This is a genomic window from Streptomyces sp. NBC_00271, assembly GCF_036178845.1.
Taxonomy (GTDB): domain Bacteria; phylum Actinomycetota; class Actinomycetes; order Streptomycetales; family Streptomycetaceae; genus Streptomyces.
In genome coordinates this window covers 7,650,721-7,670,830 of the sequence record NZ_CP108070.1, presented here as the reverse complement: position 1 = coordinate 7,670,830, position 20,110 = coordinate 7,650,721, and the positions used below count along the sequence as shown (strand labels likewise).

Genomic DNA, 20,110 nt, shown 5'->3' with positions numbered 1-20,110 from the left:
GTGCGGCCTGCGCGCGTCCGAGCTCACTCCTAATGTGGCGATTAGTCAGATTTACCACCTTTCCGGAGGAGCCTCCATGTCCCTGCGCCACACCCTTGCCCGCACCGGGATGGTGCTCGCCGTCGGCACGCTCATCGCGGCCGCGGGCGCCGGACCCGCCCTCGCCGCCGGCAAGCCCACCGCGACCACGGGCACCGGCCCCGGCTTCACCGACGACGGGGCCTTCGCCCGCGACTGGGACAGCCGCGACTTGGACAACGGCGTCTGGGACAGCGGCGACGACCCCTACTTCGACGAAGACGGTCTGGGCGAAGGCGGCTTCCGCGACCCGTACTACGACGGATGGGTCGACGACCACCGCCGCTTCGAGGGCCTGATCGTCTCCCGCAACGGCCTCGCGCTGCACAACCGGCCCGACCGTCGCAGCCGGATCCTCCGTATCGCGCCGTACCGCGAGCGGGTCCACATCTACTGCAAGACCACGGGCGAGCCCGTCGGCGGCAACCCGATCTGGTACCTGATCACCGACGGCACCTGGTCCTGGGGCCCGGCGCAGCACATCGACAACCTCGGTGCGTCCCCGCGCTGGTGCTGACGCCGGATCGCGCCCAACGGATCCGCCCGTTCGCCATCACCTAACGGGACATCAGGTTCGGCGCTTGCTACGTTCCGGACATGATTCAGCCCGGAATGCCCGGAATTCCCGGTACGCGGGGAACGACCGTGGCAGCGGACCCGCCCACCCCCGCTGTCCGCCTGCCCCGGCGCCGTGGCATCGAGTTCACCCTGATCGTCATGGCCGTACTGCTGTCCGTGTTCGGCTACTGCGCGGTCGGATACGCCCGGCACGCCACCCTCCCGCCCGGCGCCGCGGTCTACGGCGCCGGGCTCGGCGTGCTCGCCCTCCTCGCACATGTCGCGGTGCGGCTGCGGGCGCCGTACGCCGATCCGCTGCTGCTGCCCATCGCCGTCCTGCTCAACGGCCTGGGCCTGGTGCTGATCTACCGCCTGGACCTGGAGACCCCGGGCGACCGGGCCGCCCCCGTCCAGCTCATCTGGTCGACGCTCGGCGTCGCGCTCTTCATCGCGGCCGTCCTCTTCCTGCGCGACCACCGCGTCCTGCAGCGCTACACCTACGTCTCGGTCGTCACGGCGCTGGGCCTGCTGGTCCTGCCCATCCTCTTCCCCGCCGTGAACGGCGCCCGGATCTGGATCCGGATCGCCGGGTTCTCCATCCAGCCGGGCGAGTTCGCGAAGGTGCTGCTCGCGGTCTTCTTCGCCGGCTACCTCGCGGCCAACCGCAACGCGCTCGCCTACGCGGGCCGCCCCGTCTGGCGGTTCAAGCGGCTCCAGCTCCCCACCGGCCGGGTCCTCGGCCCGATCGTCGCGATCTGGCTGCTGAGCGTGGTGGTCCTGGTCCTGGAGCGGGACCTCGGCACCTCGTTGCTGTTCTTCGGCCTCTTCGTGATCATGCTGTACGTCGCCACCGGCCGCACCGGCTGGATCGCCGTGGGCCTGCTGCTCGCCTGCGTGGGCGCGGTCGCCGTCGGCTGGCTGGAACCGCACGTCCACAGCCGGGTGCAGGACTGGCTGCACCCCTTCGCGACGATCGAGGCGGGCCAGGGACCGAACCAGCTCGCCCAGTCCCTGTTCGCGTTCGCCGCGGGCGGGCTGCTGGGCACCGGCCTCGGGCTCGGCCACTCCATCCTCATCGGATTCGCCGCCAAGTCGGACTTCATCCTGGCCACCGCGGGCGAGGAACTGGGCCTCTTCGGACTCTGCGCGATCTTCCTCCTCTACGGCCTCCTCGTGGAACGCGGCTACCGCGCCGGCCTCGCCCTGCGCGACCCCTTCGGACGGCTCCTCGCCATCGGCCTCTCCTCGATCGTGGCGCTCCAGGTCTTCGTGATCGCGGGCGGCGTGACCGGTCTGATCCCGCTGACCGGGATGGCGATGCCGTTCCTCGCCCAGGGCGGCTCCTCGGTCGTCACCAACTGGATCATCGTGGCGCTGCTGATCCGCGTCAGTGACTCGGCACGCAGCCAGTACGACGGGACGGCGGCGCCATGACCAAGTACATCCGCCGGGCCGCCGCGCTCTGCGCGGTGCTGTTGCTGGCGCTCCTCCTCAACGCCACCCGCGTCCAGGTCTTCCAGGCCGGGGCGTACGACGGCAACCCGGCCAACCGCCGCCAGACGATCGCCCGTTACGGCCAGCCGCGCGGTGACATCGTGGTCGGGGGCCGATCGGTCACCGGCTCCAGGGACAGCGGCCAGCAGCTCCGCTACGAACGGACCTACACGGACGGCCCGCTGTACGCGCCCGTGACCGGCTTCGCCTCGCAGGTGTACGGGACGACGTTCCTGGAGAACTCCGAGGACGGCATCCTCTCCGGCAGCGACCCGCTGCTCTCGCCGTTCCCCCTGTGGAACGACGCCACCCGCGCCCAGAACCCCGCCGGCAAGGTGGTCACGACGATCGACCCCGCCGCACAGCGCGCCGCGTACCGGGGTCTCGGTTCCCGGCGCGGGGCCGTGGCCGCCATCGAGCCGTCCACCGGCAGGATCCTCGCGCTGGTCTCCACCCCGTCGTACGACCCCGGGGAGCTGTCCGGGACGGGCAGGGCGGTCACGCACGCCTGGGAGCGGCTGAACGGGGCGGCGGACAAGCCGATGCTCAACCGGGCGATCCGGCAGACCTATCCGCCCGGGTCGACGTTCAAGGTGGTGACGGCGGCGGCGGCCCTCGACGCGGGGGTGGTGACGAACCTCGACACGTCGACCACCTCCCCGGACCCGTACCGGCTGCCCGGCACCACGACCCGGCTGACGAACGAGCTCGACGGCTGCGAGGACGCCTCGCTGCGGTACGCCTTCGAGTGGTCCTGCAACACGGTCTTCGCCAAGCTGGGCGTGGACGTGGGACTGAGCGACATGACCCGCACGGCGGCGGACTTCGGTTTCAACGACCGTCTGCGGATTCCCTTCTCCGTCGCCCCCAGCAACTTCGACACGACACTCGACAAGGCGCAGCTCGCGCTCTCCTCCATCGGTCAGTTCAACACCCGGGCCACTCCCCTCCAGATGGCGATGATCTCGGCGGCCGTCGCGGGCGGCGGGTCCGTCAAGACGCCCTATCTGGTGGAGAAGGCGACCACCCGGAGCGACAGCACGGTGGCGACGACCGGTCCCCGCACGCTCCACCAGGCGATGAACCCGGCGACCGCCCTGCGGATGCGCGAGCTGATGACGGACGTGGTGACGGAGGGCACCGGCACCAACGCCGCGATTCCCGGAGCGACGGTCGGCGGCAAGACCGGGACCGCCCAGCACGGCATCGACAACCTGGGGATGCCGTACGCCTGGTTCATCTCCTGGGCCCAGGCGGACGGCACGATGGAGCCCGCGGTGGCGGTCGCGGTCGTCGTCGAGGACGCGGCGGCCGACCGCGGGGACATCAGCGGGGGCGGGGACGCGGCGCCGATCGCGAAGGCGGTCATGGAGGCGGTCCTCGGGTTCTGAGACAGGAGTTGGGGGCGCCCCTCGGGATTGAACGCCCCCGCCTGAACGGACGTACCGATACGGGCGTATTTATGGGGAGGGGAACCCACCCACGAGATTCCAGCCCGTGCCCTGCCGGAGGTACCTCGCCCGTGAGCATCACCAAAGCGGCCCCGCCCGGGGCCGACCACCGCGACGCGGACGCACCGGACGGTCCACGGGAACAGACGGACGCACCGGACGGTCCAGGGGAGCAAGCGGCGCCATCCCAGGGCTGGCAGTTCAACTCGCCGCTCGTCCTGGTCATGGTGCTGCTCGTCCTGGTGGTGGCGCAGGGGCCGATCCGCCGGGCGATGTCGGCGCCGGTGATGCAGAGCTGGATGACCGTGTTCGTCGCGGTGGTCTGCCAGGCGCTGCCCTTCCTCGTCCTCGGTGTGCTGCTGTCGGCGGTCATCGCGGTGTTCGTGCCGCCGACGTTCTTCGCCCGGGCGCTGCCGAAGCGGCCCGCGCTGGCCGTGCCGGTCGCCGGGATGGCCGGGGCGGTGCTGCCCGGCTGCGAGTGCGCGTCGGTGCCGGTGGCGGGGGCGCTGGTACGGCGGGGGGTCACGCCCGCGGCGGCGCTGGCGTTCCTGCTGTCGGCGCCCGCGATCAACCCGATCGTGCTGACGGCCACCGCCGTCGCGTTCCCCCGCAACCCCGAGATGGTCCTCGCCCGGTTCGTGGCGAGCCTGCTCGTGGCCTGCGTGATGGGGTGGCTGTGGCAGCGGCTGGGGCGGGCGGACTGGATGCGGCCGCCGGCCCGGCCCTCGCACGAGGGGCTCGGCAAGGGCGCCGCGTTCTGGGATTCCGTACGGCACGACGTGATGCACGCCGGCGGGTTCCTCGTCATCGGGGCGATGGCGGCGGCCACGCTGAAGGCCGTCGTCCCGGCGACCTGGCTGCACGCCGCGGCCGCCAACCCGGTGGTGGCGATCCTCGCCCTCGCGGTCCTCGCCGTGCTGCTGTCCATCTGCTCCGAGGCCGACGCGTTCGTCGTCTCCTCGCTGACCCAGTTCTCGCTGACCGCGCGGCTGGCCTTCCTCGTGGTGGGACCGATGATCGACCTGAAACTCTTCGCCATGCAGGCGGGCACGTTCGGCCGCGGGTTCGCCCTGCGGTTCGCGCCCGCCACCTTCGCCCTGGCCATCCTCGGCTCGGTCCTCGTCGGGACGGTGCTGCTGTGAACCGGCAGGCACAGGCGGCGGTCCTGTTCCTCGTCGGCGCGGCGGTCCTGCACGCCGGGCTCACCGATCTCTACCTGCGCTACGTCAAGGCGGGGTTGCGGCCGTTGCTGCTGGCCGCCGGGGTCGTGCTGATCATGGCGGCGGTGGCGACGGTCTGGTACGAGCGACGGGGCCGGGGTGAAGCCGGCGACGGGCACGGGCACGTCCACCGCGAACCCCGTGTCGCCTGGCTCCTCGTCCTCCCCCTCCTCGCCCTGATCCTGGTCTCCCCGCCCGCGCTGGGCTCCTACAGCGCCATGCACGCCGGTACGGCCCTGCAGGCGCCCCTCGCCTATCCGTCCCTGCCGGCCACCGACCCGCTCCCGCTCGGCGTCGTCGACTACGCGGGCCGCGCCGCCTACGACCACGGCCGCACCCTGGCCCACCGGCGGGTCGAAGTCACCGGCTTCGTCGCCCTCGCCAAGGACGGCACCCCGTACCTGGTCCGGATGGCCCTCAACTGCTGTGCCGCCGACGCCCAACCGGTCAAGATCGGCCTGACCGGCCACATCCCGCCGATCCTTCAGCCCGACACCTGGCTCCAGGTCACCGGTACCTACACCGCCAAGCAGACCAAGGACCCCGTCAACGACGGCCGCATCCCGTTCCTCGACGTCACCGCGGCCAAACCGGTCCCGACCCCGCACGACCCGTACGACGAGAGCTGGAACAACTGACGCGGTACCCGGCGGCGGCCTAGGCGGCGCCGGGTACCGCCTCGCGGCGGCTCAGCCATTCCTGGGGTACGTGCCCCACTCCCGTACGGGCGCCCACGATGCCGCCCGTGATGGGGCAGGTCGTGTCGACGTCGCCGAAGCCCTCCGCCGTGCTCCACAGGGCCGAGGTCAGGTCGTCGGGGTGACGGGCGGCGCACCAGACGGCGAAGGGGACGGTGTCGTCGGCGCGGACCCGCTGGCCGTTGCCGAGGATGTCCGCGGCCTTCCAGGGTTCGGTGGTGAAGGGGAGGCTCCCGGCACGCCGCAGCCCCTCGCGGACGGCGCTGTCGGGCGTGGCCTCCACCACGGTGTCGATGTTCAGGTCCCGACGGGTGGACAGCGCCGCCGCGACGGCCACCGCCACCGCGCCCGCGATGCCCTCCGGGTGGGCGTGGGTCACCTCCGCCGACAGCGTCGCCTGTGCGATCACCAGGCGCAGGTCGCGCCGGAACCAGGCACCCAACGGGGCCACCCGCATCGCCGCGCCGTTGCCGAGGCTGCCCTCGCCGTCGAAGAGTCCGCGCGCCAACTCCGCCCAGCGGTTCGGCTCCTGGAGGAGGCGCGGGAGCAGTTGGTGCATGCCGTAGCCGTAGCCCCGGGCGGGGTCGGCGTCGTAGCCGAGGGCGAAGGCCTGGGCCAGTTCCGGTTGCCGGATCTCGCCGTGTTCGTCGAGGACACGGAGGATGCCGAGCGCCATCGCCGTGTCATCGGTCCAGTGCCATTCCGGTTCCTCGGGGGTGCGCCGGGCGCGGATCTCCTCGTACGCCTGGGGACGGTCCCGGAAGAGGGGGAACCAGCGTTCGCCGAAGGCGTCGCCCAGGGCCAGGCCCTCCAGGCTGCGGCGGGCCAGGGCGCGCGGGGTGAGATGGGGGTTCGGAGCGGATGTCATGATGTGAGCATGCCGGTCCGGGCGGGCCGGCACACGCGTGTTTGGACGGGTCGTTTCCGGCGGTTCGTCCTACGAGTCCGTGCCCTTCTCGATCATCTCCTCCACCTCCGCCACCCGTTCCCTCTCCTCCGCCGCGAACCGTTCCGCGTCCAACCGCTCGGCCACCTCCTCGTCCTGGGCCATCAGCAGGTCGAGGTTGGAGTCGCCCATCTCGAAGACGCCCATGTCGACGTACGCCCGTTGGAGGCGTTCGCCCCACAGGCCGATGTCCTTGACGCACGGGACGATGCGGCTGAAGAGCAACTGGCGGAAGAGGCGCAGGAATTCGGACTGTTCGCTGTATTCCTCGGCCTCGGCCTTGGGAATGCCGAAGTTCTCCAGGACCTCGACACCGCGCAGCCGGTCCCGCATCAAGTAGCAGCCCTCGATGACGAATTCCTCGCGCTCGCGGAGTTCGGCGTCGGAGAGTTGTGTGTAGTAGTCGCGCAGCGCCATCCGGCCGAAGGCGACATGGCGGACCTCGTCCTGCATCACGTAGGCGAGGATCTGCTTGGGGAGGGGCTTGTCGGTGGTGTCCCTGATCATGCCGAAGGCGGCCAGGGCCAGGCCCTCTATGAGGACCTGCATCCCGAGGTACGGCATGTCCCAGCGGGAGTCCCGGAGGGTGTCGCCGAGGAGCGACCGCAGGTTGTCGTTGATCGGGTAGAGCATCCCGATCTTCTCCTGCAGGAAGCGGGCGTAGATCTCGGCGTGGCGGGCCTCGTCCATGGTCTGGGTGGCCGAGTAGAACTTCGCGTCGAGGTCGGGGACCGACTCGACGATGCGCGCCGCGCAGACCATGGCCCCCTGCTCGCCGTGCAGGAACTGGCTGAACTGCCAGGACGCGTAGTGCTTGCGCAGCTCGCCCTTGTCCCGGTCGGTCATCTTCGCCCAGTGCGGGGTCCCGTAGAGGGTCATCGACTCGTCGGGGGTACCGAGCGGGTCGTGGGGGTCGACCTCCAGGTCCCAGTCGATTCTCTTCTGGCCGTCCCACTGTTTGTCCTTGCCCTTCTGGTACAGGGCGAGGAGTCGGTCGCGACCGTCGTCGTACTCCCAGCTGAAGCGTGCCGCCCCTGAGGCCGGCACCTGCCAGAGGGGGTCTCCCGGGTCCTTGGCGTACAGCTCGTGCGTCGGCATACATCGCAGGCTCACACGAGGTAGACGCGTCGTCAACAAGTCGCGCACAAGGGATTGACGAGCTTGCTGACAGGCAGTCTCATAAGTCGTGACCGTCGGTAACCCGGAGGGATGCCGTACTTGATCCCGTACGACGAGGTGGGAACAGCCATGACGACCGTGACGGAAGTGGACGTGCTGCGCGATGCGCTCGGTCTGCTCAAGGACCGGGAGCAGGTCGCCGAGCGGCTGCTCGACTCCTCCGCCAAGCACTCCTTCGACCCGGACAAGGAGCTGGACTGGGACGCGCCCTTCGAGGAGGGCAAGTGGTTCTGGCCGCCGGAGCTGGTGTCGCTGTACGACACCCCGCTGTGGAAGCGGATGAGCGAGGAGCAGCGGATTCTGCTCTCGCACCACGAGGCCGCCGCGCTGGCTTCGCTGGGGATCTGGTTCGAGATCATCCTGATGCAGTTGCTGGTGCGGCACATTTACGACAAGGCGGCGACGAGTGCGCATGTGCGCTACGCGCTGACCGAGATCGAGGACGAGTGCCGGCACTCGAAGATGTTCGCCCGGCTGATCTCGCGCGGTGGAATGCCGTACTACCCGGTGAGCCGGACGCATCTGAATCTGGGACGGGTCTTCAAGACCATCTCGACCACGCCCGGGTCCTTCACGGCGACTCTGCTCGGCGAGGAGATCCTCGACTGGATGCAGCGGCTGACCTTTCCCGACGAGCGGGTGCAGAGCCTCGTACGAGGGGTCACGCGCATCCACGTGGTGGAGGAGGCGCGGCACGTGCGGTACGCGCGGGAGGAGCTGCGACGGCAGATGGTGACGGCACCGCGATGGTCGCAGGAGTTCACTCGGGTGACGTCGGGGGAGTTCGCCCGGATCTTCTCCGTCGCCTTCGTCAATCCCGAGGTCTACCCGAACGTCGGCCTCGACCAGCGGGAGGCCGTGGCGCAGGTGCGGGCGAGCGGGCACCGGCGGGAGGTCATGCAGACCGGCGCCAAGCGACTGACCGACTTCCTGGACGACATCGGGGTGCTGCGGGGGGTCGGGCGGCGGCTGTGGAAGGCGTCGGGGCTGCTGGCCTGAGGGCGGGGCGCCCGGTGGCTGTGGTGGGTCGGGGCCGTGGCGGCCGTGGCTGGGAAGGGGCGCGTGTCCTGGCCGTTACGCTGCCGATATGACCTCGCAGGCTCCCACCCCCGCATACCGCCGGCTGAGTGTCGAGGAGCGGCGCTCGCAGCTCCTCGAAGCGGCGCTGTCCCTCTTCGCGCACCGGGCACCCGAGGAGGTCTCGCTCGACGACGTGGCGGAGGCGGCGGGCGTGTCACGGCCTCTTGTGTACCGGTACTTCCCGGGCGGCAAGCAGCAGCTGTACGAGGCCGCCCTGCGGTCCGCCGCGGAGGATCTGGAGCACTGCTTCGCGGAGCCCCCCGAGGGGCCGCTGAGCGAGCGGCTGGCCCGAGCTGTGGATCGGTACCTGGCGTTCGTGGACCAGCACGACGCCGGGTTCACCGCGTTGCTTCAGGGAGGCAGTGTCGTCGAGACCTCCAGGACGACGGCCATAGTGGACGGCGTGCGGCGGGCGGCGGCAGAGCACATTCTGGATCATCTGGGCGTGAAGGATCCGGGGCGACGGCTGCGGATGACCGTGCGGATGTGGATCACGGCGGTGGAGGGCGCCTCGCTGAGCTGGCTGGACGGGGGCAAGGAGCCGCCGTTGGACGAGCTGCGGGACTGGCTCGTGGAGCAGTTCGTGGCGATGCTCGTGGTCAGTGCCGGACGTGATCCGCAGACCGCCGGCGTGGTGCAGGCCGCACTCGTCCTGGAGGGGCGGGAAGGTGCCCTGGGGAAGCTGGCCCGGGCGGTTCTTCCGGTGATCGGTGACGCCGCGCGGCTGCTGTGACGGGGGCGTTTGTGACACTGGTGCCGTGAAGAGCGAAGACACCCCCTTCGAGGGCGGCCCGCTGGACGGGCGTGTGCTGCCCGTCCTGCTCGGTCTGACCGGACACCCGCCGAAGGTGTACCGGATTCCGGTTCCGGATGCCGACGGCGGCCCGCCGACCGTTCTCGTCTACCGGCGGGTCCAGGCGCGGGTGAGCAAACGACTGGGGCTGCACCAGGCGTGGAAGTACGAGTACGACCCCTCGGGCGACGCGGGGAGCGGGCGCAAGTGGCCCTGGTCCAAGCCCGGCGGCAAGAGTACGGGAGCCACGCCGGAGCCCCACGCCGACGAGTGAGATTCTTGGGCCGAACCGGTCAGTGGGCGCGCACTCGGGATGCGCCTCCCTGATCCTGCCGGTGCGAGGTGGAGGTACCACCTCGACACCGGAGGTGATGACGTGTCAGGAAGGCTTGTGCGTCTGGCTTGTACGGCCGCCATGGCGTCGGGGGCGCTGCTGGCCTCCACGCCGGCGGTGGTTGCCGCGCCGGATCCCGGGGCCGAAAAGCGGTCCGTGACCCGGTTGCTGACGGATCTTCAGCAGCTTTACCAGGACGCCGAGCGCGCCACCGAGACGTACAACGCCACGGCGGAGAAGCTGAAGAAACAGAAGGCCGAGGTCGCCCGGATCGACGGGAACCTCGCCAAGTCCCGCCTCTCCCTGCACGACAGCCGCGCGGCGGCGGGGCGGCTCGCCCGGCAGCAGTACCAGAACAGCGGCGAGATCTCGTCGTACGTACGGCTGCTGCTCGCCCGCGATCCGCAGCACGCCCTGGACGAGGGACACGTGATCGGGCAGCTGGCGCAGGAGCGGGTCGAGACCGTCGACCGGCTGCAGGGGACGGAGCGCAGGACCGACGCTCTCGCACGGAAGGCGCGCAAGGCGCTCGACGATCAACTCGTCCTCGCCGAACGGCAGAAGAAGGAGCGCGACGAGGTGCGGGCGCGGCTCAAGGACGTCGAGGTGCTGCTCGCCTCGCTCAGCGCCGGTCAGATCGCCGAGCTCGCCCGGCTGGAGAAGTCGGGAGTCACCGAGGCGCAGCAGAAGTTCGTGGCGTCAGGGGCGCTCAGCAGTGCGCGGCCGCCCACGCGGGAGGGCGAGAAGGCGGCGCGCTACGCCGTGGAGCAGATCGGGAAGCCGTACGTGTGGGGGGCCGAGGGTCCCGGGGCGTACGACTGCTCGGGGCTCACTTCGCAGGCCTGGCAGCACGCCGGGCGGACCATCCCCCGGACCAGCCAGGAGCAATGGGCCCGGTTGCCCCACATTCCGCTGAGCGAGCTTCGCCCCGGGGATCTGGTGATCTACTTCCCCGAGGCCACCCATGTCGCCCTGTATCTGGGCGACGGCCTGGTCGTGCAGGCCCCGAGACCGGGAACCGACGTCAAGGTCTCCCCCATCGCCGCCAACCCGTTGCTCGGAGCCGTCCGCCCGGACCCGGACGGAAAGACCCTGCGGCACTACACACCACCGAAGCTCGCGTCCCGATAGGGGCGCCCCCTGAGGGGCGCGGGGAACCGCGCGACCAGCCACGGACTCCCCGCGCCCGGAAGGAAAGGCTCAGGCCCCCGTCACGGAAGCCAGGTACGCCTCCACCTTCTCCGGTTCATAGAAGAAGTTCTCGAAGTCCGCCGGGTCGTTGAACCCATTGGCGAAACGATGCGCCACCGCCGGAATCTGACCCCCGGCCCCGATCAGATTGAGGACGTGCTCCGGCGGGACGCCCAGCATGGCGTTCGTCCACTTCGTCACGTGCTGGGCCGTGTCCCAGTACCGGTCGAACGCGGACCGCATCCACGCCTCGTCGAACTCCTTGTCCTCGTGCTCGAGGATCGCGCCGAGGTACGCCGCCGCGCACTTGGAGGCGGAGTTGGAGCCCTGGCCGGTGATCGGGTCGTTGGCGACGACCACGTCGGCGACGCCCAGGACCAGACCGCCGCCGGGGAGGCGGCCGATCGGGTTGCGGACGGTGGGGGCGTAGCGTCCGGACAGTGTTCCGTTGGCGTCGGTGAGTTCGACCTTGGTGGCCCGGGCGTACTCCCACGGCACGAACTTCTCCATGAGTTCCAGGGTCAGGGAGAGGTGTTCGGCGGGGTCCTTGATGCCGTTGAAGGCGTCGACCGGGCCGCCGGGTATGCCCTCCCAGAAGAGGATGTCCGCACGGCCGGTGGTGGTGAGGGTCGGCATGACGAAGAGCTCGCCGACGCCGGGGACCAGGTTGCAGCGGACCGCGTCGTAGTCGGGGTGCTCGGGGCGCGGGCCCAGACCGTGGACGTAGGCGACGGCGAGGGCGCGCTGCGGCTGCGTGTACGGGGAACGGACGGCGTCCCGGCCGAACATGGAGACCAGCTCACCCTTGCCCGCCGACACCAGGACCAGGTCGTACGTACGGGCGAAGTAGTCCAGGTCGGAGACCGCCGCGCCGTGGATGACCAGTTGGCCGCCGCGCTGCGCGAACGTCTCCATCCAGCCGGCCATCTTCACCCGCTGGTCGACCGACTGCGCGTAGCCGTCGAGCCGGCCCACCCAGTCGATGGCCCGCTGGGTCGGACCGGGGTCGTGCGAGCCGGGGGCGGCGACCGAGACGCCGAGTCCTTCGATCTTCGGGGCCTGGGACTCCCAGAAGTTCAGCTGGAGATCGCGCTCGTGCTGGAGTGCCGTGTGGAACATGCACTGCGTCGACATGACGCGGCCGGTGCGGATCTCGTCCGCCGTCCGGTTCGACATCAGGGTGACCTCGTACCCGTGCGACTGGAGGCCGAGGGCAAGCTGGAGTCCGGACTGACCGGCTCCGACGACGAGTATCTTCCGCATGCGCGTCCTAACTCCGTGTACGTCTTATTCGGGGCTCGCGTCGAGCGCGTGCCCCACCAGCGCGAGCAGGGTCTCGACGACCGAGATCCGGCGCCTGGCGTCCATGATCATGACAGGTATGTGTGGAGGCACTGTGAGGGCATCGCGCACGTCGTCGGCGTCGAACCGCTCGCTGCCGTCGAAGTGGTTGACCGCGACGACGTACGGCAGTCCGCAGCTCTCGAAGTAGTCGAGCGCCGGGAAGCAGTCCTTGAGGCGGCGGGTGTCGGCGAGGACCACGGCGCCGATCGCGCCGCGCACCAGGTCGTCCCACATGAACCAGAACCGCTGCTGGCCCGGCGTCCCGAAGAGGTACAGGACCAGGTCGTCGTCGAGTGTGATGCGGCCGAAGTCCATGGCCACGGTCGTGGTCACCTTGTCCGGGGTGCCGGTGAGGTCGTCGGTCTCCTCGCTGGCCTGGGTCATCAGCGCCTCCGTCTGGAGGGGCGTGATCTCGGAGACCGCGGTCACCAGCGTGGTCTTGCCCACGCCGAAGCCGCCCGCCACCACGATCTTCGTCGCGATCGGGGCGCGGGTGCGGTCGGTCTGCCAGGCCTGGAGGTTCTCGTCGGACTCGGGCAGCGGCACCGGGGCCAGAGGCATCGGAGCCGAGGCGGGGGAGGCCGTTCTCGGCGCACCCTCAGAGACGACGGAGTCCATTCAGCACCCTTTCCAGCAGAGCGCGGTCCGGCTGTCCCGGGCCGTGACCTGTTCCGTACACACGGATCTTTCCCTGGTCCGCCAGGTCGCTCAGGAGGACGCGGACCACGCCCAGCGGCATCCTGAGGAGGGCGGCGATCTCGGCCACCGTACGCATCCGGCGGCAGAGTTCGACGATGGCCTGCATCTCGGGCATCACCCGGGTCGCGAGGGAGCCGTTGGTCAGCTCCTTGCGCTCCTCGGGGGCCTCGATCGCCGCCACGAACGTCTCGACCAGCAGCACGTGCCCGAAACGGGTACGGCCGCCGGTGAGCGAGTACGGGCGCACGCGGGCCGGTTTGCGGTCCCCGCCACGTATGGGGAGCTTGGGCGCGGAGGAAGGACTCACTGGGCACTCCCCGTCGGCTTGGCTTCGAGTGACTGGCGTAGCTCGCTGCGGAGTTCGGGCGTCAGGACGTGCCCGGCGCGGCCGACGAACAGCGCCATGTGGTACGCCACCACGCTCATGTCGCAGTCCGGGGCGCCGTGCACCCCGAGCAGCGAGCCGTCGCTGATCGACATGACGAAGAGGCTGCCCTCGTCCATCGCGACCATCGTCTGTTTCACCCCGCCCGCGTCCATCAGCTTGGCGGCGCCGATGGTGAGGCTGCCGATGCCGGAGACGATGGTGGCGAGGTCCGCGGAGGATCCCTTGGGGCCGGTGGGGCGCGCCTCCGCCCCGGTGCGGGCCTCCGCGTTCCTCCCGGGGTCGGAGGACAGCAGCAGCAGACCGTCGGAGGAGACGACCGCGACCGACTGGAGGCCCGGCACCTCCTCGACGAGGTTCGTCAGCAGCCAGTGCAGATTGCGGGCTTCACTGCTCAGGCCGAAGGTACTGGGCGCGGTCAACTGCTTGCCTCCTCGACTGTGCCCCCCGATGCGTCTACTGCGTCCTGCTGTCGCACCGCGTCCCGCGCTTGGTCCTGCGCGGTGTTCCGTGCGGTGTGGTGCGGGGTGGGCGTCTGGGCCGTCTGTTCGGCGATCTCGGCCTCCACGTCGCGGCGGCCCTCCGTCGCGCCCCGGTGGAAGCCGCCGAGCCTGCGCCGCAGCGCCTCGGCGTCCACACCACCGACGCGCGGCCGGGGAACCGGTGCGGGCGCCGAGATCTTCGGCGTCCGCTTGGGCAGTCCCTTGTCGGTGACCCGCTCCGTCTCCTCGTCCGACACCCGTTCGTGGGAGTCGGGGCCTATGGCGTAGGGGTCGGGAGTGGCGGCGGACACCGCGGGCTCGTGGGCCGGGGCCACCGGCTCGTCCGGCGGGACCAGCGGTGCCAGCAGCTCCATGGTGGTCTCGGAGGGCGTCGGCTCGGGAGCGTAGGCCACCTCCTCCGCGGCGGCGTCCGCTCGTACGGCCTCCTCCGCGGCGGCGATCAGCGGGTCCTCGTCACCGACGGGAGCGGTGGGAACGGCCGGGCCCGCCTGGCCCCGTGCCGTGAGGGCCGAACGGCCGCGCAGCACGTTCGAGTTGGCCTCCGCGTCGGCGCCCGGGAGGACGACCGAGGGGGCGGCTCCGGCGACCGGGGAGGCCGAGGGGACCGTGGCGGCGGGGGCGGTCGCGAACAGCGTCTTGGGGAGGACGACCACGGCCGCGGTGCCGCCCTGCTTCTGCTCCCGCAGCTGTACGCGGACGCCGTGCCGGTGGGCGAGCCGGGCCACCACGTACAGGCCGAGCCCGAGTCCCTCGCCGCTCTCCTGGTCGTAGGCGTCCTCCGGGTCGAACTCGGAGAGGCGGGCGTTGAGCTGGGCCATCCGGTCGGCGGCCATGCCGATGCCCTCGTCCTGCACGGAGAGCATCACCTCGCCGTTCTCCAGCAGCCAGCCGGAGACCTCGACGGGCAGGTCGGGTGGCGAGAACGAGGAGGCGTTCTCCAGGAGTTCGGCCACCAGGTGCGAGAGGTCGTCCGCGGCGAACCCGGCGAGGTGCGCGTGCGGCGGCAGCACGGCGATACGGACGCGCTCGTACCGCTCGATCTCGCTGACCGCGGCCCGTACGACGTCGACCAGCGGGACGGGGCCCGCGTGGTGCTGGACGTGCTCGTGGCCGGCGAGGACGAGCAGGTTCTCGCTGTGGCGCCGCATGACGGTCGCGAAGTGGTCCAGCTTGAAGAGCGTGCCCAGGCGTTCCGGGTCCTGCTCGCGCTCCTCCAGTCCCTCGATGACCCCGAGCTGCCGCTCGACCAGGCCGAGGGTGCGCAGCGCGAGGTTGACGAAGGTGCCGTGGATGGTGCCGCGCACCTGCTCCAGATGGGCCGCAGCGTCGGCGAGTTCCGCGCGCAGCCTGTCGCGCTCGTCGGCCATCAGCTGGCGCTGCCCGATGAGGTGCTTGCGGTCCGCCTCGAGGGTGGCCAGCCGTTCGTGGAGCGCGGCGGCGTGCGCGTGCAGCGCGTTGACGGAGCGGACCACCTGGGCGAACTCGTCGTTGCGGCCGGTGAACTTGACCGGCTCCTGCGCTCCCGGGTCCGCGGCGAGGCGGGCCGAGCCCCGGCGCAGTACGGACAGCGGGCGGGTGAGCGTACGGGCCATGGCCATCGAGACGCCGACCGCGACCAGCAGCAGGGTGCCGATGAGGGCGATCCGGATCTCCAGCGCGGTGACGTCGTCGTCCCGCAGCCGCTCCAGGTCCTTGGTGCGGTGGTCGTAGAACGAGGCCTCGGCGCCGCGCATCAGCTCGACGCGGGCGGAGAGCGCCGCGTCCACCTTGTTCGTGCTGGAGTCGAGCTCGGAGTCGGAGAGCGTCGGCTGGTCGGTGAGCTCGGTGAGGTACTTGTCCGCGGTCGTGACGTCGGGTCCGGTGACCGTGGAGTCGTACGAGGCCTTGGCGTCCTTGGGGGCCGTCTCGCGGAAGTCCGCGAGGGCCGCGTCCGAGCGGAGCCGGGCCTGTTGGGCGGCGGCGCTGAGCGCGTCGCGCTGCTTGGTGTCGGCGGGGGACGAGCCGCTGGTGGTGGACGCCAGGCCGGTGATGGGGTTGATGACCGTCTGGGTGGTGCGCGGGATGTTGAGGGCCGCGAGGAGCAGTCCGCGGGCGGCGGCGGACTGCTGGACCGCGGAGTCCAGCTCGGCGAGGGCGTGCGCGCCGGCGCCCGCGCGGGGCGGCAGCTGCTCGGCCAGGTCCTCGGCGAGGGCGTGGAGTTCGGTGATGACGTCGGAGTACGCCTCGTGCGCTTCGAGAGCGGTGCTCTTGCCGGTGAGCGCCGCTCTGCGGGCGGTGCCGATGCCGTCCAGGTCCTTCAGGAGGACGGCGGGCGCGTCCTCGTCCGCCCGCACCTCGTCGACCTGCCGGTCGACCCGGGCGCTGCGCTGCTCGGAGGGCGCCTTGGACTTCGGCCGGCCCGCGGCGATGTACGAGGTGACCTCGTCGCGCTCGTCGGCCAGCGCGTGGGCGAGCGTCAGCGCCTGCTGGGTCCGCCCGGCGAGCGTCACCAGGTTCTGGGAGTCGTTCAGCTGCTCGGAGGCCGCGAGGACCGTGGGGGCTCCGGCGCCGGCGATGGCGGCCGCGACGACCGCCACGGCGACGATCAGCCGATTGCGCACGTGAGCGGAGCGGCCCTTGCCCGCAGGGGTCTGCCCCGCGGCACCCGGAGTGCGCTCCGCGCCCCCTTCGGAGGCCGACTGCCCGGCTCCGGAAGTCGCCTGCTTGCCTGTGCGCCGAGACCGCATCTTCTGCACCGGTGCTCGCATTCCTGACTCGTGTACCCAAGGGCCCGGGTGACGTTCCGTCAACTGGGCGTCCGCCCTCCCCAAGCTCTCGACTTCGCTCGAGCAGGGGGTGTCCCATCGGCTCCCGACCCTCCCAGTGCCGGTGGGCAGTGGTCCCGCATCGTCCGGCCCGCCACCCGAAGGAGTGAACCCCGGACGGGAGTTGGCGGGCAAGTTCCTCTGGCGCGTGCGGACCCCTTGCGCGGCGGGCCGGTTGGACGTCTGCGGCGCGCTTTGGCAGTATTCGCCGCCACGCCTTGCCGGAGTCGATCATTCCATGCCAAACCCGGCGGCTGAGCTGCTGGTCCGCACCGGTCCTGCGACCGTTGCCAGCCTTTCGTGCCCCTTGTGAAGGGCTCGTGCAGACTGGCTGGATGCGCACCGAACTCGTATCCGAGCCGGGTGACCCGACCCGCCCCAATGAGGACTTCGCATCGGTCGGCCTTCCGGCGTCAGGGCAAGGAGGATCACTGGTCGTCCTCGACGGCGTGACTCCCCCGCCGGGCGACGACGGCTGTCTGCATTCCGTCCACTGGTTCTCCGCACACCTCGGCGGAGCCCTGACCGAACTGTCCGTTTCCCGCCGGGATCTGACCTTGGCGGAGATCCTTTCCCGGTCCATCCGGCGCACTTCCGAGGCCCACTCCGACACCTGTGACCTTTCTCACCCGCGCACGCCCCAGGCAACCGTGGTCCTCGCCCGCTGGTCAGGCGACCTCGTCGAGTACCTGGTCCTCTCGGACTCGGCCCTTTTGCTGGAGTCCCCCGCGGGCGAGGTGACACCGGTCCTGGACGACCGCCTCGCCCGTGTCCCCCGCGCCTCTCTCGCCTCGGACGCGATCGCCGACGCGACCGTCCGCAACAAGGAGGGGGGCTTCTTCACGGCCGCCGCCGATCCGTCGGTCGCGGCCCGGGCGGTGACGGGGATCGTGTCCCGGGCCGAGGTCCGTGCCCTGGCCGCCCTGACGGACGGCGCGACCCGCTGGGTGGAGAAGTTCGGGGAGGGCGACTGGGGCGGTCTGTTCACCGTCGTCCGCAAGGAGGGCGCCCAGTCCCTCGTGGACCGCGTACGGACGCTGGAACGGGCCGACGCCGAGGCGCGGGTACGGCTGAGGCGGAGCAAGACGCACGACGACGCGACGGTGGTCTTCGTGGAGTGGTGAGTCTTGGCGGAGTGGTGAGTGGGGCGGATCGGAGTCTTACTTCTCCATGACCCGGTTCAGCTGGTGGAGCAGCCGGGCCAGTTCGGCGACCTCGTGCGGGTCCCAGCCCGCGAGTTCACGGACGTACCGTGCCCGGCGCGCCTCCCGCACCGTACGGAACCGGTGCCGGCCCTCGTCCGTGAGACGGACGAGCCAGGCACGCCCGTCGACGGGGTCGGGCTCACGGGCGACCAGACCGAGCTCCTCCAGGGCATGGAGCTGACGGGACATCGTGGCCTTGCCCACGCCGATGTACGCGGCCAGCTCGGTGGCGCGCTGGCGGCCGCACTCGTCGAGGCGGAAGAGGAGCCCGTACGCGGAGGACTCCAGGTCGGGGTGGACCTCGCGGGCCATCTCGCCGGAACTGGCCCGGGCGCGCCGCAGCAGCAGGGTCAGCTCCCGCTCCAGCGCGGGGAATTCCTGGTCCACGCCCGCCTCCTCCTACTTCTCCATGCCGAGGTTCAGCTGGTGCAGCAGCCGCGCCAGCTCCGCGACCTCGCGAGGATCCCAGTGGGCGAGCTCACTCACGTACCGGGCGCGCCGGGCCTCGCGCACCTCGCCGACCCGGCCGCGGCCCCCTTCGGTGAGGTGGACGAGCCAGGCACGGCCGTCGGCGGGGTCGGGCTCACGGGCGACGAGGCCGAGCTCCTCCAGGGCGCGCAGCTGGCGGGACATGGTGGCCTTGCCCACGCCGATGTAGGCGGCGAGCTCCGTCGCCCGCTGGCGACCGCACTCGTCGAGGCGTACGAGGAGTCCGTACGCGGCGGACTCCAGGTCCGGATGGACCTCGCGGGCCATCTCTCCCTGGTTGGCGCGGGCACGGCGCAGGAACACAGTCAACTCGCGCTCCAGGGAGAGGAACTCCGGGTCCGGGCCGCCGTGCGCGGCGGGCCGGTCCACACCCCGGCCCGACCCGTCGAGGCCGGCCGGACGTCGGCCTCCGTTCCTGTCCTCGCGCACGTCTGCCCCTCACCCGGTTTCCCGACTCTGAAAGTTTCCGCCAAAGGTGGCCATAGCCACAGCTCCGTCAGTATTTCTCAGGCGTAGACCAACGGCAGCCCACGGCCCCTCTTCCCAGCGCGTTCTCCCCGTGCGTAGCTTCGTGAACAGGCACCCAATGGCATGCCCACGCCGCCAGGTCGACGAGGACCTGACCCCCACTCACGGCGCGCACCCCGCACCACTCACGGCACGCATGTCCGCACCATTCCCCCCACCTGGCTCCATCGAGCCCTTCGGAGGCACGTCATGCCCGTGCACAGATCCGGAACGCCCCACCGCCTGCGCCTGCTCGCGCTGGGAACCCTGCTCGCCGCCTTCTCCCTCCTCTCCGCCCTCACCGCCCCGCCCTCCTCCGCCGCCGACACACCCGCCCGGGGCTCCGCCCGCATGGGCATGGGCGTCCTCGCGCACGACGGCCAGGCCGGCACACCCAACACCGGTGACGCCACCCAGACGGAAGGCGTGGACGTCAGCGGCCACCAGGGCAACGTCGCCTGGTCGACCCTGTGGAGCAGCGGGGTCAAGTGGGCCTACACCAAGGCCACCGAGGGGACGTACTACACGAACCCCTACTTCGCCCAGCAGTACAACGGCTCGTACAACGTCGGCATGATCCGCGGCGCGTACCACTTCGCGACGCCCGACACGACGAGCGGCGCCACCCAGGCCAACTACTTCGTGGACCACGGCGGCGGCTGGTCCGGCGACGGCAGGACGCTGCCGGGCACGCTCGACATCGAGTGGAACCCGTACGGGGCCGCCTGCTACGGCAAGACGCAGAGCGCGATGGTCAGCTGGATCAGCAGCTTCCTCGCCCAGTACAAGGCGCGCACCGGCCGGGACGCCGTGATCTACACGGCCACCAGCTGGTGGAGCGACTGCACCGGCAACTACGGCGGCTTCGCCTCCGCCAACCCGCTGTGGATCGCGCGGTATGCGTCGGATCCGGGGACGCTGCCTTCCGGGTGGTCGTATTACACCATTTGGCAGTACACGTCGTCCGGTCCGACGGTCGGCGACCACGACAAGTTCAACGGCGGGCTGGACCGGGTGCGGGCACTGGCCAACGGCTGACCGATGACGGCTGACAGATGACAGATGACAGATGACAGATGACAGATGGCGGCTGACGGCTGACGGCTGACAGACGGCGGCTGACACCTGACGGCTGACAGATTTCAGCTGACA

The 20,110-nt window shown here is 70.9% G+C and carries 20 protein-coding genes; 11 read left to right on the top strand and 9 right to left on the bottom strand.

What is annotated here, in order from left to right:
• Positions 1 to 76 precede the first annotated feature (76 nt).
• From OG798_RS35000 to OG798_RS34980, 5 genes are all read left to right on the top strand, one after another.
• Positions 77 to 595 carry an SH3 domain-containing protein gene (locus OG798_RS35000; RefSeq protein WP_267062803.1) on the top strand — a complete coding sequence of 173 codons (519 nt, stop codon included), beginning with the start codon at positions 77 to 79 and terminating at the stop codon, positions 593 to 595.
• 80 nt (positions 596 to 675) lie between these two features.
• Positions 676 to 2,070: an FtsW/RodA/SpoVE family cell cycle protein gene (locus OG798_RS34995; RefSeq protein WP_095852623.1), complete on the top strand. Its 1,395-nt coding sequence runs from the start codon at positions 676 to 678 to the stop codon at positions 2,068 to 2,070.
• Positions 2,067 to 3,521 carry a penicillin-binding transpeptidase domain-containing protein gene (locus tag OG798_RS34990; RefSeq protein ID WP_121415031.1) on the top strand — a complete coding sequence of 485 codons (1,455 nt, stop codon included), beginning with the start codon at positions 2,067 to 2,069 and terminating at the stop codon, positions 3,519 to 3,521. The genes OG798_RS34995 and OG798_RS34990 overlap by 4 nt, the downstream gene beginning before the upstream one ends.
• Positions 3,522 to 3,652: 131 nt before the next feature.
• The gene (locus OG798_RS34985) at positions 3,653 to 4,723 is read left to right on the top strand and encodes a permease (RefSeq protein WP_257038530.1); all 1,071 of its coding nucleotides are present in this window, start codon (positions 3,653 to 3,655) and stop codon (positions 4,721 to 4,723) included.
• On the top strand, positions 4,720 to 5,439 hold the full coding sequence (locus OG798_RS34980; RefSeq protein WP_095852626.1) for a TIGR03943 family putative permease subunit: 720 nt from the start codon (positions 4,720 to 4,722) through the stop codon (positions 5,437 to 5,439). The genes OG798_RS34985 and OG798_RS34980 overlap by 4 nt, the downstream gene beginning before the upstream one ends.
• A 19-nt stretch (positions 5,440 to 5,458) precedes the next feature.
• On the opposite strand, the gene OG798_RS34975 is transcribed toward OG798_RS34980, so the two are convergent.
• Both OG798_RS34975 and OG798_RS34970 read right to left on the bottom strand, forming a co-directional pair.
• Complete coding sequence (locus OG798_RS34975) at positions 5,459 to 6,367, bottom strand: ADP-ribosylglycohydrolase family protein (RefSeq protein WP_328758228.1); 909 nt, start codon at positions 6,365 to 6,367, stop codon at positions 5,459 to 5,461.
• Between the two features lie 69 nt (positions 6,368 to 6,436).
• Positions 6,437 to 7,543, bottom strand: a complete 1,107-nt coding sequence (locus OG798_RS34970; RefSeq protein ID WP_328758227.1) for a ferritin-like domain-containing protein — start codon at positions 7,541 to 7,543, stop codon at positions 6,437 to 6,439.
• A gap of 150 nt (positions 7,544 to 7,693) precedes the next feature.
• Here OG798_RS34970 and OG798_RS34965 point away from each other — a divergent pair, with 150 nt between their 5' ends.
• The 4 genes from OG798_RS34965 to OG798_RS34950 all read left to right on the top strand — a co-directional run bounded on the left by OG798_RS34965 (position 7,694) and on the right by OG798_RS34950 (position 10,962).
• Positions 7,694 to 8,623: an AurF N-oxygenase family protein gene (locus OG798_RS34965; RefSeq protein WP_095857780.1), complete on the top strand. Its 930-nt coding sequence runs from the start codon at positions 7,694 to 7,696 to the stop codon at positions 8,621 to 8,623.
• A gap of 88 nt (positions 8,624 to 8,711) precedes the next feature.
• Entirely contained in the window at positions 8,712 to 9,437 is a 726-nt protein-coding gene (locus OG798_RS34960) for a TetR/AcrR family transcriptional regulator (protein WP_095852629.1), read from the top strand.
• A 25-nt stretch (positions 9,438 to 9,462) separates the two neighbouring features.
• Entirely contained in the window at positions 9,463 to 9,771 is a 309-nt protein-coding gene (locus OG798_RS34955) for a hypothetical protein (protein ID WP_097224800.1), read from the top strand.
• Positions 9,772 to 9,873: 102 nt separating this feature from the next.
• On the top strand, positions 9,874 to 10,962 hold the full coding sequence (locus tag OG798_RS34950) for a C40 family peptidase (RefSeq protein ID WP_328758224.1): 1,089 nt from the start codon (positions 9,874 to 9,876) through the stop codon (positions 10,960 to 10,962).
• Positions 10,963 to 11,031: 69 nt separating this feature from the next.
• On the opposite strand, the gene OG798_RS34945 is transcribed toward OG798_RS34950, so the two are convergent.
• The 5 genes from OG798_RS34945 to OG798_RS34925 are packed head-to-tail and all read right to left on the bottom strand — an operon-like array spanning position 11,032 to position 16,679.
• Complete coding sequence (locus OG798_RS34945) at positions 11,032 to 12,285, bottom strand: styrene monooxygenase/indole monooxygenase family protein (protein WP_095852632.1); 1,254 nt, start codon at positions 12,283 to 12,285, stop codon at positions 11,032 to 11,034.
• Between the two features lie 24 nt (positions 12,286 to 12,309).
• Positions 12,310 to 12,984 carry a GTP-binding protein gene (locus OG798_RS34940; protein ID WP_079174117.1) on the bottom strand — a complete coding sequence of 225 codons (675 nt, stop codon included), beginning with the start codon at positions 12,982 to 12,984 and terminating at the stop codon, positions 12,310 to 12,312.
• Positions 12,965 to 13,372, bottom strand: coding sequence for a DUF742 domain-containing protein (locus tag OG798_RS34935; protein WP_095852633.1), 408 nt, complete (start codon positions 13,370 to 13,372; stop codon positions 12,965 to 12,967). The genes OG798_RS34940 and OG798_RS34935 overlap by 20 nt, the downstream gene beginning before the upstream one ends.
• Entirely contained in the window at positions 13,369 to 13,872 is a 504-nt protein-coding gene (locus OG798_RS34930; RefSeq protein ID WP_054236699.1) for a roadblock/LC7 domain-containing protein, read from the bottom strand. Before OG798_RS34930 ends, OG798_RS34935 begins: the two co-directional genes overlap by 4 nt.
• Positions 13,869 to 16,679, bottom strand: coding sequence for a sensor histidine kinase (locus OG798_RS34925; RefSeq protein WP_328758222.1), 2,811 nt, complete (start codon positions 16,677 to 16,679; stop codon positions 13,869 to 13,871). Before OG798_RS34925 ends, OG798_RS34930 begins: the two co-directional genes overlap by 4 nt.
• 413 nt (positions 16,680 to 17,092) lie before the next feature.
• On the opposite strand from OG798_RS34925, the gene OG798_RS34920 reads away from it, so the two are divergent.
• Entirely contained in the window at positions 17,093 to 17,881 is a 789-nt protein-coding gene (locus tag OG798_RS34920; RefSeq protein ID WP_121415038.1) for a protein phosphatase 2C domain-containing protein, read from the top strand.
• Between the two features lie 36 nt (positions 17,882 to 17,917).
• Here OG798_RS34920 and OG798_RS34915 read toward each other — a convergent pair whose 3' ends face one another.
• Together OG798_RS34915 and OG798_RS34910 are read right to left on the bottom strand one after the other, a co-directional pair.
• Positions 17,918 to 18,349 carry a MarR family winged helix-turn-helix transcriptional regulator gene (locus tag OG798_RS34915; RefSeq protein WP_095852635.1) on the bottom strand — a complete coding sequence of 144 codons (432 nt, stop codon included), beginning with the start codon at positions 18,347 to 18,349 and terminating at the stop codon, positions 17,918 to 17,920.
• Positions 18,350 to 18,361: 12 nt separating this feature from the next.
• On the bottom strand, positions 18,362 to 18,880 hold the full coding sequence (locus OG798_RS34910; RefSeq protein WP_443053904.1) for a MarR family winged helix-turn-helix transcriptional regulator: 519 nt from the start codon (positions 18,878 to 18,880) through the stop codon (positions 18,362 to 18,364).
• 288 nt (positions 18,881 to 19,168) lie between these two features.
• Here OG798_RS34910 and OG798_RS34905 point away from each other — a divergent pair, with 288 nt between their 5' ends.
• The gene (locus OG798_RS34905; RefSeq protein ID WP_095852637.1) at positions 19,169 to 19,996 is read left to right on the top strand and encodes a lysozyme; all 828 of its coding nucleotides are present in this window, start codon (positions 19,169 to 19,171) and stop codon (positions 19,994 to 19,996) included.
• The last annotated feature ends 114 nt before the right edge of the window (positions 19,997 to 20,110 follow it).